This is a genomic window from Actinoplanes siamensis (assembly GCF_016862395.1).
Taxonomy (GTDB): Bacteria; Actinomycetota; Actinomycetes; order Mycobacteriales; family Micromonosporaceae; genus Actinoplanes; species Actinoplanes siamensis.
In genome coordinates this window covers 1-14194 of record NZ_BOMW01000050.1, presented here as the reverse complement: position 1 = coordinate 14194, position 14194 = coordinate 1, and the positions used below count along the sequence as shown (strand labels likewise).

At 72.2% G+C, this 14194-nt stretch carries 15 protein-coding genes; 8 read left to right on the top strand and 7 right to left on the bottom strand.

From position 1 onward, the window contains the following. Positions 1–9: 9 nt before the first annotated feature. Positions 10–1086 carry a DUF2786 domain-containing protein gene (locus Asi03nite_RS24700; protein WP_203682838.1) on the bottom strand — a complete coding sequence of 359 codons (1077 nt, stop codon included), beginning with the start codon at positions 1084–1086 and terminating at the stop codon, positions 10–12. A gap of 157 nt (positions 1087–1243) precedes the next feature. On the opposite strand from Asi03nite_RS24700, the gene hisS reads away from it, so the two are divergent. After that, positions 1244–2488, top strand: a complete 1245-nt coding sequence (hisS, locus tag Asi03nite_RS24695; protein ID WP_203682837.1) for a histidine--tRNA ligase — start codon at positions 1244–1246, stop codon at positions 2486–2488. Positions 2489–2562: 74 nt separating this feature from the next. Here hisS and Asi03nite_RS24690 read toward each other — a convergent pair whose 3' ends face one another. The 5 genes from Asi03nite_RS24690 to Asi03nite_RS24670 all read right to left on the bottom strand — a co-directional run bounded on the left by Asi03nite_RS24690 (position 2563) and on the right by Asi03nite_RS24670 (position 5655). Then, the gene (locus Asi03nite_RS24690; protein WP_203682836.1) at positions 2563–2934 is read right to left on the bottom strand and encodes a hypothetical protein; all 372 of its coding nucleotides are present in this window, start codon (positions 2932–2934) and stop codon (positions 2563–2565) included. 97 nt (positions 2935–3031) lie between these two features. Continuing rightward, a complete protein-coding gene (locus Asi03nite_RS24685) occupies positions 3032–3601 on the bottom strand; it encodes a roadblock/LC7 domain-containing protein (RefSeq protein ID WP_203682913.1) in 570 nt (189 codons plus the stop codon). Between the two features lie 41 nt (positions 3602–3642). Next, entirely contained in the window at positions 3643–4644 is a 1002-nt protein-coding gene (locus Asi03nite_RS24680; protein WP_203682835.1) for a DUF4388 domain-containing protein, read from the bottom strand. A gap of 28 nt (positions 4645–4672) precedes the next feature. Next, positions 4673–5053, bottom strand: coding sequence for a roadblock/LC7 domain-containing protein (locus Asi03nite_RS24675; RefSeq protein WP_203682834.1), 381 nt, complete (start codon positions 5051–5053; stop codon positions 4673–4675). A 128-nt stretch (positions 5054–5181) separates the two neighbouring features. Then, entirely contained in the window at positions 5182–5655 is a 474-nt protein-coding gene (locus Asi03nite_RS24670) for a DUF4388 domain-containing protein (RefSeq protein ID WP_203682833.1), read from the bottom strand. 122 nt (positions 5656–5777) lie between these two features. Between Asi03nite_RS24670 and Asi03nite_RS24665 the strand changes: the two genes are divergently transcribed. The 7 genes from Asi03nite_RS24665 to Asi03nite_RS24635 are packed head-to-tail and all read left to right on the top strand — an operon-like array spanning position 5778 to position 12339. Then, the gene (locus Asi03nite_RS24665; RefSeq protein ID WP_203682832.1) at positions 5778–6146 is read left to right on the top strand and encodes a VOC family protein; all 369 of its coding nucleotides are present in this window, start codon (positions 5778–5780) and stop codon (positions 6144–6146) included. A gap of 32 nt (positions 6147–6178) precedes the next feature. Then, positions 6179–7393, top strand: a complete 1215-nt coding sequence (locus tag Asi03nite_RS24660) for a deoxyguanosinetriphosphate triphosphohydrolase (protein ID WP_203682831.1) — start codon at positions 6179–6181, stop codon at positions 7391–7393. Positions 7394–7440: 47 nt separating this feature from the next. Further along, entirely contained in the window at positions 7441–9303 is a 1863-nt protein-coding gene (gene dnaG, locus Asi03nite_RS24655) for a DNA primase (protein ID WP_203682830.1), read from the top strand. Beyond that, positions 9300–9818 carry a hypothetical protein gene (locus Asi03nite_RS24650; protein ID WP_203682829.1) on the top strand — a complete coding sequence of 173 codons (519 nt, stop codon included), beginning with the start codon at positions 9300–9302 and terminating at the stop codon, positions 9816–9818. The genes dnaG and Asi03nite_RS24650 overlap by 4 nt, the downstream gene beginning before the upstream one ends. A gap of 10 nt (positions 9819–9828) precedes the next feature. Further along, positions 9829–10752 carry an ABC transporter ATP-binding protein gene (locus Asi03nite_RS24645; RefSeq protein ID WP_203682828.1) on the top strand — a complete coding sequence of 308 codons (924 nt, stop codon included), beginning with the start codon at positions 9829–9831 and terminating at the stop codon, positions 10750–10752. Next, positions 10752–11510: an ABC transporter permease gene (locus tag Asi03nite_RS24640; RefSeq protein WP_203682827.1), complete on the top strand. Its 759-nt coding sequence runs from the start codon at positions 10752–10754 to the stop codon at positions 11508–11510. Before Asi03nite_RS24645 ends, Asi03nite_RS24640 begins: the two co-directional genes overlap by 1 nt. Positions 11511–11529: 19 nt before the next feature. Beyond that, positions 11530–12339 (top strand): ABC transporter permease, encoded by an 810-nt coding sequence (locus Asi03nite_RS24635; RefSeq protein ID WP_203682826.1) that lies wholly within the window; start codon positions 11530–11532, stop codon positions 12337–12339. A 321-nt stretch (positions 12340–12660) separates the two neighbouring features. Here Asi03nite_RS24635 and Asi03nite_RS24630 read toward each other — a convergent pair whose 3' ends face one another. Further along, the gene (locus Asi03nite_RS24630; protein WP_307834026.1) at positions 12661–13962 is read right to left on the bottom strand and encodes a YhjD/YihY/BrkB family envelope integrity protein; all 1302 of its coding nucleotides are present in this window, start codon (positions 13960–13962) and stop codon (positions 12661–12663) included. Positions 13963–14194 lie beyond the last annotated feature (232 nt).

The following is a 14194-nucleotide window of genomic DNA, read 5'->3' as shown; positions in this document are numbered from 1 at the left end:
GATCGGGTTCTATCGCAGGTTCGCCTCGTCCGCGGCGGCGCGGCCGGAATCCCAGCCCTCCAGGCTGTCGACGCGGCTGCCGCGGGCGCGGACCGTGCGGGGGAAGACCCGCTCCATCGCGGCGCGGACCTGGACGTCGCGGTCGCGCAGCACCGGGAGCAGGTCGCCGTGGCCGGCGAACTCGCGGTCGGCGACCTCGCGCAGGCGCTCGCCGATCCGGACGGCGTAGGCGATCAGGAACGATCGGCGGAACGCCTTGACCCGGGCCTTGCCCTTGACCGGCTCGTCCCGGGTCATCGCCTTGTTCGCCTGGACCAGCAGCGACGTGTAGAGCAGCTCGACCGCGTCGATGTCGGCGTCGAAGCCGAAGATCGTGCTGAAGCCCAGCTCCGGCGACCAGACCGTGCGGCAGCCGTTGGCCCGTGAGACGGCGTCGAGCAGGCTGGCCTTCTCGTTCTCGTAGGGATGGTCGACCCCGATCCGGCGCGCGAACGGGGTGAGGTCCACGGCCGGCGCGGTGACCTCCTCGATCCGGTAGCGGGTGATCAGCTCCTGCGCCTTGGCGCTGTACGCCTCCGCCTCGGCCGGGAAGTCGGTGGCCTCCGCCTTGGCCAGCAGCGCCCGCACCCGGTCGAGCACCCGCTGGTCGGCGTGCTGGTGCACGGTCGTCGCGGGCGTGCCCGGCGGCGGGACGAGGATCTCGATGGCCGGCAGGCGGCGCAGCTGCGCCAGCAGGTCCAGGGAGGCGTCCAGCACGGCGATCCGGTCCGATCTGCGGCCTCCGGCCGATCTCAGCTGTACGGCCTGAGCCCGCCACCCGTCCGCGACCGGCTCCTTGCCGGTCATGAACGTGGTGGCGGCCTCCGCGACCAGCCGCCCCTGGATCGGATTGCCGCGCCGGGCCACCGCCCGGTGCAGCTCCACCGGCTGCCAGCCGGTACGGAACAGCCTGTCGAACTCGCCGCCCAGCGCGGTGGCCAGCGCCGTGTCGGTCTCCGCGGCCGGCACGCCGGCGAGCAGGTCGAGGGCGGTCTCGTGGTCGAGCTCACCGGCCCGGACACGTTCCACGATCTCCCGGGCCGACATGCCGCACATGCTAGCCGCCGGGTCCGGGGACCAGCAGCGGTGGGCGGCAGCCGGGGCGCGTTCGCCGCGTATCACCGCCGGAGTCGGGATCGTCGCGGCTGATAGGTTCTGGGGCCGGTGAAGGGCGCCCAGGCGCACAGGAAGGACGACACGCCGAATGAGTGAACGACCGTCGCCGGTGCGCGGGATGCGGGACTTCCTTCCGGAGGAGGCGCGCACGCGCGGTGAGGTGATCCAGCGCATTCGCGCCGTCTACGAGAAGTTCGGCTATTCCGGGATCGAGACGCCGGTCCTGGAGGATCTGCGTTTCCTGCTGTCCGGCCAGGGCGGCGAGAACGAGAAGCTGATCTTCAAGACGCTCCGGCGCGGCCTCGACCCGCAGAGCGTCACGCCGCAGACCGATCTCGCGGACTACGGCCTGCGCTACGACCTCACGGTTCCGCTGGCACGCTATTTCGCCACCAACGAGGCCAAGCTGCCGAGCCCGTTCCGGGCCATGCAGATCGGCCCGGTGTGGCGTGCCGAGCGCCCGCAGCGCGGCCGTTACCGGCAGTTCGTCCAGTGCGACATCGACCTCATCGGCGAGCCCGGCCTGCTGGCCGAGGTGGAACTGGTGACCGCGACCACCGAGGCGCTCGGCGCGCTCGGCTTCCGCGGGTTCCGGGTGCAGCTCAACGACCGCCGCCTGCTCCACCGGCTGCTCAGCGTGGCGGGCCTCGCGCCGGAGTCGTTCGGCGAGGCGCTCGTCCAGCTCGACAAGATCGACAAGATCGGGCCGTCCGGGGTGGCCGACACGCTGGTCCAGCGGGGTTTCCCGCCGGCCGCGGTGACCGGCCTGATGAGCATCATCGAGGCGTCGCGGGAGTCGGCCGACCTGGCGACGCTCGCCGGCCTGCTGAAGATCGACGACGACCGGGAGGCGCTGGACGGGCTGGCCACCATCCGCGACGCGGCCGGCGCGTCCGCGGCGGACGTGCGTATCGACGTCGACCTGACCCTGGTGCGCGGCATGGGGTACTACACCGGCCCGATCTTCGAGATCCAGGTCGAGGGGATGAATTCGTCTGTCGCGGGCGGTGGCCGGTACGACCAGATGATCGGCCGTTTCCTCGGCCGCACGGTACCGGCGTGCGGGTTCTCCATCGGTTTCGAGCGCATCTGGGAACTGCTCCGGGACCGTGGCGCCGAGCCCCGCAGACGCCTCGCCCTGCTGTTCGACAAGGACCGTGATGAGCTGGCCACGGTGCTCGCGGTCGCCCGGGAGCTGCGCCAGGACGGGACCTCGGTCTCGGTCGTGCCGGCCCGGCGTGGCAAGTCGCTGCGGGCCCGGCTGCTGACCGGCGGGTTCACCCACGAGATGTGGGCGCACGGCGATCAGGAGCCGCGCGAGCTGCGGGCCTGAGAACCGTGGACGGGGAGGGCGGTGCGGGCCCTCCCCGTCCGGGGGGTGGCGATCATGCCGGGACGACGTCGTGATCAGACGTCGAGGTCGTTCTCGATGCGCCGCAACTGGTGCCGGGACATGGCCAGGTTCGCCCGGTCCCGGCGCAGCGCCACGTAGAGGAACAGCCCCTTGCCCGCTCGGCTGGTGAGCGGGCGGATCATGTGGTACTGCGTGTCCAGGGTGATCAGGATGTCCTCGATCTTCTCGGACAGGTTGAGCATCTCCATCGCGCGCAGCTTCGCCCGGACCACGTCGGTGTTGCCGGCCGCGGCGACCGTCAGGTCGAGGTCCTTGCCGCCGCCCAGGGTGCCCAGGGCCATGCCGCTGGTGTGGTCGACGAGCGCGACGCCGATGCAGCCGTCGATCTCCATAACTTCCTTGAGCGCGGTGTCCATGTCGGCCATCGGAATTCGTTCCTCCGTTGTGGTGGGATGGTGGCCCGCCGGCCAGGAGCGGCGGCGCCGATGAGTGCGGCGGATCGCCGCGGTGCTGCTCTGCCGGTCAGCCGGCCGCCGTGTGGCGGAGGCTGCCGTGCACGCCGACGTTCGGCAGGGTGGCCATCGGGGTCCGCCGGACCAGCGGGGCCGTCGAGGGTCCGGTCTGTTGCGGGATCTCCGGCCGCTGCGGCGGCTGGTGCTCCGACTGCGCCCGGTGCTGCTGCTGGAGCAGTTGCTGTTGCTTCTGCTGCTGCCGGATCAGCTCCAGTTGGGCCAGGAGCTTGACGATCCGGCGTACGCACCGCCGCGCCTCCAGGTGCACCATGGCCAGGTTCGCGTCACCCGAGGTGACCACGGTGAGCAGGGCGTTCGGGCCCGCGGTGTACGAGGTGATGTACCCGCCGTCGCACTCCACGACGGATTCCCGCAGCTCGCCGTGATTGACCGCGTGCGCGAACCGGCGGGCCAGCGCCAGATGCGCCGCGGCCAGAGCCGCCAGGGTGTCCGGTTCGATCCCGTGCGAGTCGTGCGCGACGACCATGCCGTCGGCCGTGGCCAGCACGCTGCCGACCAGCTCCGGCACCCGGCTGCGCAGGCGGCCGAGCTCGTCGGGTACCGCCGGATCGACAGTAATCACTCGCCACGCTCCTTCTTCCTGGTCCGGGGGTGCGCGCGTCACCGCAGTGCCCGCAGCGCGGTGCGTATGCGTTTCAGCAGGACTTCGTCGGTGCCCTGATGCACCGGCGGGTTCTCGGTGGCGAGCTCCTTCGGCAGCTTCGCGCCGGGTTTGCGGCGGGCCAGCCGGTTCGGCCCGGTGTTCCCCACCCCCGGTGGTGGTGGTTCCGGTGGTGGTGGCTCCCCTCTGGCCGGCGGCATCCCGTCGACCGGTGGCCCGCCCGGCGCCGCCTCCGGCACGGGCGCGGGGCGAGTCACCGGCACGGCGCCGGGCCGGTGCCGCGGCAGCCGGACGAAGAAGTCGGGGGCGTCCGGTACCCGTACCTCGGGAAGCTCGATGAGCCCCAGCGCCGCGAGCCGCCGCAGCTCCTGGATGGTCGCGTAGCCGGCGCGGCCGAGCAGCAGCGCCAGATCCGCAGGCGTGCGCTGCCCGTCGGCGTGGATCAGTAACTCCCACTGCAGCGCGGTGACGGTCACCCGCTCCCGCGGCGGCCGGGTCACCGGGCTCACCGGAGCGGTGTCGATCCGCGGGTCGGGGAAGATGTCGTCGAGCAGTTCGGCCCGCCGCCCCACCTCGTGCAGCACCGCCGCCGTGTCGATGTGCACCACCGGACCCAGCCAGTGCGTGGCCGACGGCAGGAAGTCCACGGACGCGCGTGCCGTGGCCAGCGTGAAGTACGCCGCGTCGTAGGTCGCCCCGAGCACGCACAGCTCCAGCTCCCCCTGGGTGAGATGTCCCTGCTCGACCAGCAGCCGGCCCACCCGGGCCGTCGAGGTGCCCAGGTCCAGCGCGTTCTGCCAGGTCCGCCCGGCCAGCCGCCCGGACGAGGTGAGCAGCTCGCCCACCCCCGGCGCGGCCGGCGACTCGGCGTAGATGACCCGGCCCTCGAAGACGTAGACCGCGCCGCCGGGGTGGCCGCCCACCACCAGCGCTCCGGTCTGCCGCTCACCGGCGACCTGCGACAGCAGATCGCCTGGTCCGGCGGTCTTCGTGGGCGGCACCGTCACTCCTCACTGGTGTGCGCGTTTGTCATGTCGCGACGAGCTCGTCGGTCAGGCGCTGCATCTGGCGGCGGGCCACGGCGAGGTTGCCGCGCACCCGGTCCAGCCAGACGTAGAGCACCAGCCGGCTATCGAATTCGGTCTGGACGACCCGCAGGAGGTGGTAACCCCCGGCCGTCGTGATGATCAGGTCTTCGAGCAGGTCGTGCGGTACGGCCGAGACGAACAGCGACCGGCTGTTCGCGGCCTGGACCACGTCGGCGGTTCCGGCGGCAGTGGCCTCGTGGTCCGAATTCGGTGCGGCCCCGGTCGTGGCGACCGGAAAGCCGGTGGTGTAGTCGACGATGCTGGCCCCGACCGCGCCAGGAATCGTCATGGCCTCCTGTAGACAGTGATCGACGCCGGGCACTTCTCTCCTCGACGTTTCCCTCGGGTGCGCTGCTCGTGGCGTACGACCGGATCGCCGCCCCCGCCACCGCGGGCCATCCTCCGGTGACACCGAGGCGAAAGGTCGCACGCCCTGTGCGTCGTGGTCGGTCAGGCCGGCGTGCGGGCCCGGGGCCGGCGCCGGACCAGCCGCGGCCGCGCCCGGGTGCGCGTGCCCGGCGTCACCTCGCCCAGCCAGTGCCGTTCCCCGGGGACGAACCGGGCCGGCGCGTCGGCCTGTCGCAGCAGCGCGTGCGTGGCGCCGGCGATCGCGGCCACCACCCGCAGCGCCAGCTCGTGCTGGCCGAGCCAGCCGTCGCGCAGCAGGATCCGCCCGACCCGGCGGGCGCGGTGACCCTCCGCATACGCCGCGCGCCAGGTCTGCGGGCTGAGCCGCCCGGAGCCGATCAGGCGTTCCGCCAGGCTCGGCGCGGCCGGCGACTCGGCGTACGCGATCCGTCCCGCCACCAGGTAGAACACCCCACCTGGAGTGCCACCCACATGCAGTGCGCCGGTCCGCCCGGACGCACCCAGCTCGGTCAGCAAGCGCCGCATCGTCGCGGTCGCCGGTGAACCAGGAATCACGGAATGTCATCTTCCGGCACGCATCGAGTGCCTTCGTCGCACGGCGCGTCCGCTCGAACGACACGGGTCACCCGTCGGGGGCGCGTAACCTGATCGTCACGTGTCGATCGTGTGGAGGACATATGCCCAGTCGCTGGGAGCAGGTCGTGGTGGACGCCGCGGATCCCGTCCGGCTGGCCCGCTGGTGGGCCGAGGCGCTCGACTACGTGATCGTCGACGAGGGCAAGGACGACGACGGCGACTTCGTGGAGATCCGGCGTCGCCCGGACGAGTTGCCCGGCCTGCTCTTCACCCAGTCCGCCGACCCGAAGCGGGTGAAGAACCGGCTGCACCTCGACCTGCGCCCGGACGACCGGGAGGCGGAGGTGGAACGCCTGGTCGGGATGGGCGCCCGGCCCGCCGACATCGGCCAGCACGACGTCGGATGGGTGGTCCTGGCCGATCCCGAGGGCAACGAGTTCTGCGTCCTGGGTGACCGGAAAGGTCGATAGCGCGAGCCGTCGCGGCCCCTATGGTTGATCCCATGACGGCCGTCGACGCCCAGCGCTGGGCATCCGAGCCCGCCAAGGACAGCGGTTACGGGCGGACGCCCTACCAGCGGGACCGGGCCCGGGTGCTGCACTCGGCCGGGTTCCGCCGGCTCGCCGCCAAGACGCAGGTGCACACCGCCGGATCGGACGACTTCCTGCGCACCCGGCTGACCCACTCCCTGGAGGTCGCGCAGATCTCCCGGGAGATGGGCGCGCGTCTGGGCTGCGACCCGGACGTGGTGGACGTCGCCGGCCTGGCCCACGACATCGGCCACCCGCCGTTCGGGCACAACGGCGAGGCGGCCCTCGATCTGGTCGCCGCCGGGTGCGGCGGCTTCGAGGGCAACGCGCAGACCCTGCGGGTGCTCACCCGGCTGGAGGCCAAGGTGCCCGGCGCCGGGCTCAACCTGACCCGCGCCTCGCTGGACGCCTGCTGCAAATATCCGTGGTTCCGCCGGCCCGGGACCCGCAAGTTCGGCGTCTACCCGGACGACGAGCCGGTCTTCACCTGGCTGCGCGACGGCCGCGCCGGCGACCGCCGCTGCCTGGAGGCGCAGGTGATGGACTGGGCGGACGACGTGGCGTACTCGGTGCACGACGTCGAGGACGGGCTGCACGGCGGCTACCTCGATCTCGGCCCGCTGCTGCGGGACCCGCAGGAGCGCGCCGCGCTCTGCGCCGACGTGGCCGCCACCTACTCCGACGAGACGGCCGGCGAGCTCGGCGAGGCGCTCGACCACCTGCTCGCCGACCCGGCGGTGGCCGCGGTCGGGGAGTACGACGGGTCGTACCGCGCCCAGGTCACCCTCAAACGGATGACAAGCGTGCTGACCGGCCGGTTCGTCTCGTCCGCGGTCGGCGCCACGCACAGCCGGTACGGCACCGACCCGATGCGCCGCTACGACGCCGACCTGGTCGTCCCGCGCACCGTGCGCACCCAGTGCGCGCTGCTCAAGGGCATGGCCTTCCGGTACGTGATGCGCATGCGCGCCGCGGAGCCGTGGTACGAGCGGCAGCGCCTGATCATCGTCGAGCTGGTGGAGGCGCTCAGCCGTGCCCCGGACAGGCTCGACCCGTTCTTCCGGCCGGCGCACGCGGCCGCCGGCAGCGACGCCGCGGCCCTGCGCGTCGTGATCGATCAGGTGGCGTCGCTCACCGACCACGCCGCCGTGGCCTGGCACCGCGCGCTGGTCGGCCCGCTGTCCTGACGCCGCGCCCGGACCCTGCTGGCGGTTCCGGGAGTGGGCGAGGCAGGATGTATGCCGTGGCGGGCAGGGTGAAGGACGAGGACATCGCACTGGTCCGCGACCGCACCTCGATCGCCGATGTGATCAGCGAGACCGTGACGCTGCGTTCGGCCGGGGGCGGGAACCTCAAGGGGCTGTGCCCCTTCCACGACGAGAAGACCCCGTCGTTCAACGTCTCCCCAGCTCGAGGCGTGTATTACTGCCATGGTTGCGGCCAGGGCGGGGACGCGATCAAGTTCCTGATGGACGCCGAGCACCTGTCGTTCGTCGAGTCGGTGGAGCGGCTGGCCGGCAAGGCCGGCATCCAGTTGCGGTACGACACCGAGGGCTCCGCGCCGTCCGGCCCGCGGCCGCAGGCGGGGCAGCGGCAGCGGTTGATCGCGGCGCACGCCTCGGCCGTCGAGTTCTACCGCGACCAGCTCGGCTCGCCGGGCGCGCGCAAGGCCCGGGAGTTCCTCGCCGAGCGCGGCTTCGGCCGCGACGCCGCGGAGAGGTACGGGTGCGGCTTCGCCCCCGACTCGTGGGACGCGCTCAGCAAGCACCTGCGGCTGCAGGGCTTCACCGCGGACGAGCTGATCACCGCGGGCCTGTCCAGGACGGCCCGCTCCGGGTCGCTGATCGACAGGTTCCGCCGGCGGCTGCTCTGGCCGATCCGGGACCTGGGCGGCGACGTGATCGGCTTCGGCGCCCGCAAGCTGTTCGACGACGACGACGGCCCGAAATACCTGAACACGCCCGAGACGCCGATCTACAAGAAGTCCCACGTGCTCTACGGCATCGACCACGCCAAGCGGGAGATCGCCAAGCGCGGCCGGGCGGTGATCGTCGAGGGCTACACCGACGTGATGGCCTGCCACGAGGCCGGTGAGCCGACCGCGGTGGCGACGTGCGGCACCGCGTTCGGAGTCGATCACATCGGGGTGCTGCGCCGGCTGCTGATGGACAGCGACAGCTTCACCGGCGAGATCATCTACACCTTCGACGGGGACGCGGCCGGGCAGAAGGCGGCGCTGCGCGCCTTCGAGGAGGACCAGCGGTTCGTCGGGCGGACCTTCATCGCGGTCAGCCCGGACAACATGGACCCCTGTGAGCTGCGCCTGGCCCGCGGCGACCTCGCGGTGCGCGACATGATCGCCGGCCGTGAGCCGCTGGTGGACTTCGCGCTGCGGCACACCATCTCGCGCTTCGACCTGGACACCGTCGAGGGCCGGGTCGAGGCGATGCGCAAGGCCGCCCCCCTGGTCGCCAAGATCAAGGACCGGGAGAAGCGACCGGAGTACGCCCGGAAGCTGGCCGGCGACATCGGGATGGACCTCGAGCCGGTGCAGCGCGCGGTGCACAACGCGCTGCGCGGGGAGGCCGCCGAGCAGCGGGCGCCGGGCCGGCCCGCGCCGGCCGACTCGCCGCAGCGGCTGGTCGAGCGTGAGGCGCTGAAACTGGCCCTGCAGGAGCCGGTGCTGGCCGGCCCGATGTTCGACGCGCTCGGGCCGGAGAACTACGCCGATCCGGTGCTGGCCGCGCTGCGTGAGGCGGTGGCGCAGGCCGGCGGCGCGTGCTCGGCGACCGGCGGGGTGGTGTGGATCGAGAAGGTCCGCGACGCCTGCGCCGACCTGGGCTCGCAGGGACTGGTCAGCGAGCTGGCAGTGGAGCCGCTGAGGGTGGACGGCCCGGTCGACCCGCGGTATGTGCAGGTCACCCTGGCACGGCTGCAGGGTGCGGCGGTGACCACCCGGATCCGCGACCTGAAGTCGAAGGTGCAGCGACTCAACCCGGTCACCCACAAGGATCAGTATCTGGCGCTCGCCGGGGAGCTCTTCTCGCTGGAACAGCAGGCCCGGGCCCTGCGTGAACAGGCGGCAGGTGGCATGTGAGGCTCTTCCGACGCCGGCCCGCGCTGCCGGCCGGCTCCCGTCCCCCGCTCGAGGCCGAGGAGCGGGTGGTCGCCTGGTCCGCGTGCGAGCAGGGGGTCGTGGTGGCGACCAACCGCGGCATCTGGCCGCCGGGCGGGGACCGGCTGGGCTGGCACGAGATCCACAAGGCCGCGTGGTCCGGGCGGGAGCTGCGGATCACCCCGGCCGAGGTGGCCGAGGAGCGCGACGGCTACACCGTGCTGGTGGACGGCCCGGCGCTGACGTTCCTGCTCCTGGAGCCGGGGGAGCTGCCCGATCAGGTGCGGTCCCGGGTGACCCGCTCGGTGGCGTACACCACGCATCACGAGCTGGAGGACGGCGCGGTGCGCGTCGTCGGCCGCCGGGTGAGCGGGCGGGACGGGTTGACCTGGGCGGTCCGCTACGACTCGGGCACCCCGGTGGACCGCGAGTCGGTGATCACGGCGACCGATGAGCTGGTCGGCGCGGCGAGGAATTCTGTCGTACCCCCTCCGTAGGGTTTGGGGCGTGACAGCTCTCATCCACGCCCGCGGATTGATCAAGAGGTTCGGCGACTTCACCGCCGTCGACGGCATCGACGTCGACGTGCAGCCCGGTGAGGCGTTCGGCTTCCTGGGTCCCAACGGGGCCGGCAAGAGCTCCACCATGCGCATGATCGGCTGTGTCTCGCCACCCACCGGCGGGGTGCTGCGGATCCTCGGCATGGATCCGCGGCGGGACGGCCCGGCGATCCGTGCCCGGCTCGGCGTCTGCCCCCAGCTCGACAACCTCGACGTCGAGCTGACCGTCCGGGAGAACCTGACGACCTATGCGCGCTTCTTCGGCATCCCCCGGCCCACCGCCCGCCGCCGTGCCGCCGAACTGCTCGAGTTCGTGCAGCTCACCGAGCGCGCCGGCAGCAAGGTGGAGCCGCTGTCCGGCGGCATGAAACGGCGGCTCACGATCGCCCGGGCGCTGGTCAACGAGCCCGACCTGGTGCTGCTCGACGAGCCCACCACAGGTCTCGACCCGCAGGCCCGGCACCTGGTCTGGGAGCGGCTGTTCCGGCTCAAGCAGCAGGGCGTGACGCTGGTGCTCACCACGCACTACATGGACGAGGCCGAGCAGCTCTGCGACCGTCTCGTGGTGATGGACGGCGGCCGGATCGTGGCCGAGGGCTCGCCGCGCGCCCTGATCGAGCGCCACTCCACCCGTGAGGTCGTCGAGCTGCGCTTCGCCGCCGAGGACCAGGGCGTCTTCGCGGGCAAGCTGGCAGGCATCGCCGACCGCACCGAGGTCCTGCCCGACCGGGTGCTGCTCTACGTCTCCGACGGCGACGACGCGCTGGCCGAGGTGCACCGGCGCGCGCTGAACCCGGCGTCGGCCCTGGTCCGCCGCTCCAGCCTGGAGGACGTGTTCCTGCACCTCACCGGCCGGACGCTGGTGGACTGATGACCCCCTCGGCGTACGTGTTGGAATATCACCTGGTCAACTACCGGCGCACCTGGCGGTCCAGCGCCCTGTCGACGCTGGTGCTGCCGTTGCTGACGATGCTCGGCTTCGGGCTGGGCGTCGGCGGCTACGTGAGGACCGGGATCGACGGCGTGGCCTATCTCGACTGGATCGTGCCCGGACTGATCGCCTCGACCGCGGCGCAGACCGCGCTGGGCGAGGCCAGCTGGCCGGTGATGAGCTCCTTCGAGTGGCTGAAGGTGTATTTCGCCCAGGCGGCCGCGCCGCTACGGGTGGGTGACATCCTGGGCGGCCACCTGGCCTTCATGATCTTCCGGGTGCTGCTCAGCGTCACGGCGTTCCTTCTGGTCGCCGCCGCGTTCGGGACGTTCCGCTCGATCTGGACACTGGCCGTCCTGCCGCTGTCCGCGCTGGTCGGGCTGGCGGTGGCGGCGCCCGTCGCGGCCTATACGGCGAGCGTCCGCAGCGACAGCTACCTGGCCATCCTGTTCCGGTTCGCGGTGCTGCCGATGTCGTTGTTCTCGGGGGTGTTCTTCCCGATCGGGTCGCTGCCCGAGCCGTTGCGATGGGTGGCCTGGGCGTTGCCGCTGTGGCACGGCGTCGACCTGACCCGGGCCGCCACGCTCGGCCTCGACCCGGGGGCGGCCGGCTGGTGGCACCTGCTCTACCTGCTGGCCTGGTGCGTGGCGGGATGGTTCCTGGCGCACCGGCGGTTCCAGCGCCGGCTGGTGTTCTGACGATGAGGGGAGAAGCGGCGTGCTGACGCTGGTCTGGCCGAAACTGGTGTCGTTCGAGGGCAGCGCCGGCCGGTCCGCGCGGGTCACCGAGCGCAACATCAGCACGCTCAAGTCGGCGTACTGGGTGGTGATGGCCGGCGGCCTGCTGGAGCCGGTGCTGTACCTGTTCTCGATCGGCGTCGGTGTCGGCGCCCTGATCGGCGACCTGGAGCTGCCCGGCGGCAGGCTGGTCGGCTACACGGAGTTCGTCGCCCCGGCGATGCTGGCCGCGTCGGCGATGAGCGGGGCGCTCGCCGAGACCACCTTCAACTTCTTCGGCAAGATGAAATTCATGCGGTTGTACGACGGGATCCTCGCCACCCCGATCCAACCGTTCGAGATCGCGCTGGGCGAGCTGGTCTGGGCGATGATCCGGGGCAGCGTCTACTCGGCCGCCTTCCTGGTGATCATGGTCGTCATGGACCTCACCACGCCGTTGCGCGCGCTCGCCGCGTTCCCGGCCACGGTGCTGGTCGGCTTCGCGTTCGGGGCGCTCGGGATGACCGTGTCCACGCTGATCCGCAGCTGGCAGGACTTCGACCTGATCGGGGCCGGGCAGTTCGCCCTGTTCCTGTTCTCCGGCACGTTCGTCCCCGCCGAGTCGTACCCGCCGGCGCTGCGCTGGCTGGTGGAGGTGTCCCCGCTGTACCGGTCGGTCGACCTGATCCGCGGGATCAGCCTGGGCTGGGTGGGGTGGGCGCAGGTGGTGGACGTGCTCTTCCTGCTGGCGCTGCTCGGGGTGGGGTTGAGCGTTTCCGGTCATCGGATGGGCAAGCTGCTCTGCAAGTGACCGTGCCGGGGCCGTCGAGCGGGTTCAGATGCCGCGCCGACGGCCGCGTTGGTGCCCGCAGCCTTGTGGCTCTGCCCGCCGTGCCGTGCCCGGCGTGCCGTGTCCGCCGTGCCGTGCCGTGTCCGCCGTGCCGTGTTGTGCCCGGCGGGTCGTTTTGTCCGTGCCCGGCCTGCCATGATTGGCCGCTCCGTCCCGGATCAGGCGGCCTGTGCCGGGGGCGGCTCGGTGTCCTCCGGGCCGGCGCCCCCGCGGGCCGGCGCCCCCGCGGGCCGGCGCCCACGCGGGCCGGCGCGGCGGTTCGGGCCGCCGCGCCGGCGGAGGTCAACTCTGGCTCAGGCCGTGTTCGGAGCCCTTCTGGAGCTTGCGGGTGTCGCGCAGCTCCAGGAACGGCTCCTCGTCGGCCGGGTGACCGGCGGCGATGGCGCGGCCGCGTTCCAGCTCCGCGTCGAGCTCGGCGCCGAGCATGATCGCCATGTTGGAGATCCACAGCCAGACCAGGAACGCGATGACACCACCCAGCGTCCCGTACGTCTTGTTGTAGTTCGCGAAGTTCCCCAGGTAGATCGCGAAGCCTGCCGAGGCCGCCGCCCACAGCACCACGGCGAAGATCCCGCCCGGGCTGATCCAGCGGAAACCGCCGGTCTTGGCGTTCGGCGAGGCCCAGTAGAGGATCGCGAACATCAGGCTGACCAGTATCAACAGCACCGGCCACTTGGCGATGTTCCAGATGGTGACGGCGACGTCGCCGAGCCCGATCCGCTCACCGACCACCCGCGCCAGGTCGCCGGTGAACACCACGATGGCCGCGGAGGCGATCAGCATCACGCCGACGACCGCGGTCACCCCGACCCGGATCGGCAGGGTCTTCCAGATCGGCCGGCCCTCCGGCACGTCGTAGATCGCGTTCGACGCGCGCATGAACGCGGCGATGTACCCGGACGCCGACCAGAACGCCACGATCAGACCGACGACCGCGGCCGTCCCGGCGCTGCCCGTGCCGTGCACCTGGTCGAGCACCGTGTTGACCAGGTCACGCAGCTGCGAGTTCGGCGTGATCTCGGTGACCGCGTCCTCCACGGTCCGCTGCCCGGCCGGGCCGAGCATGCCCAGCAGCGAGACGATCACCAGCGCGCCCGGGAAGATCGACAGCACGCCGTAGTAGGTGAGCGCGGCGGCCCAGTCCGAGACGTTGTCCTCGGAGAACTGCTTGATCGTCCGCTTCACCGCGGCGAAGAGCCCCTTGGCTTTCAGCTGCGACGGTTTGTCCGGCCCCTCGTCCGGTCCGGGCGGGGCCGTCTCCCGGGCGTCGGGGCCGCGGCCGACCTCTGTCGTGCCGGCGGCGGCCAGATCGAAATCCTCCTCGCCTCGCCGTCGCGCGCTGTCGGCGTCGCCCGGCGAGTCCGACGGCCGGCGCGGGAGCGTGCTGTCGGCGTCGCCCGGCGAGTCCGACGGCCGGCGCGGGAGCGTGCTGCCGGCGTCGCCCGGCGCTTCCGAGTCGTGCCCGGACGCCTTCGCGCCGGACCGCGTGGGCGGTGACGCGGGAACGGCTGTCACGCCGGCCCCGGGAAGGTCGGCGGAGTTGCCGTCCTCGTGACGCCCTTCCGGGTGGTGACTGAGTCTCATGCGGGGCTTCCCTTCGGGCGCAGCGACTGGTCGCCGCTCGCCGCTCGCCGCTCTCCCCGCCGCGACGTGCGAATGCGACCTGTTCAGGTTCTTCCCCACCGGCGAAGGTCGCTAACCTTCCGGGCTCGGCCCACCGTGCCGGCGGCGGGCCGGGGCTGAAGTCGCTCGGCGGCGGGCCGGGGCTGAAGTCGCTCGGCGGCGGGCCGGGGCTGAAGTCGCTCGGCGGCGGGCC

Bases quoted from the DNA above. Each gene is read 5' to 3' on its own strand.
- Asi03nite_RS24640 (WP_203682827.1), top strand. From the start codon at position 10,752: ATGACCCCCTCGGCGTACGTGTTGGAATATCACCTGGTCAACTACCGG.
- Asi03nite_RS24630 (WP_307834026.1), bottom strand. From the start codon at position 13,962: ATGAGACTCAGTCACCACCCGGAAGGGCGTCACGAGGACGGCAACTCC.
- Asi03nite_RS24660 (WP_203682831.1), top strand. From the start codon at position 6,179: ATGACGGCCGTCGACGCCCAGCGCTGGGCATCCGAGCCCGCCAAGGAC.
- Asi03nite_RS24700 (WP_203682838.1), bottom strand. From the start codon at position 1,086: ATGTCGGCCCGGGAGATCGTGGAACGTGTCCGGGCCGGTGAGCTCGAC.
- Asi03nite_RS24690 (WP_203682836.1), bottom strand. From the start codon at position 2,934: ATGGCCGACATGGACACCGCGCTCAAGGAAGTTATGGAGATCGACGGC.
- dnaG (WP_203682830.1), top strand. From the start codon at position 7,441: ATGTATGCCGTGGCGGGCAGGGTGAAGGACGAGGACATCGCACTGGTC.
- hisS (WP_203682837.1), top strand. From the start codon at position 1,244: ATGAGTGAACGACCGTCGCCGGTGCGCGGGATGCGGGACTTCCTTCCG.
- Asi03nite_RS24665 (WP_203682832.1), top strand. From the start codon at position 5,778: ATGCCCAGTCGCTGGGAGCAGGTCGTGGTGGACGCCGCGGATCCCGTC.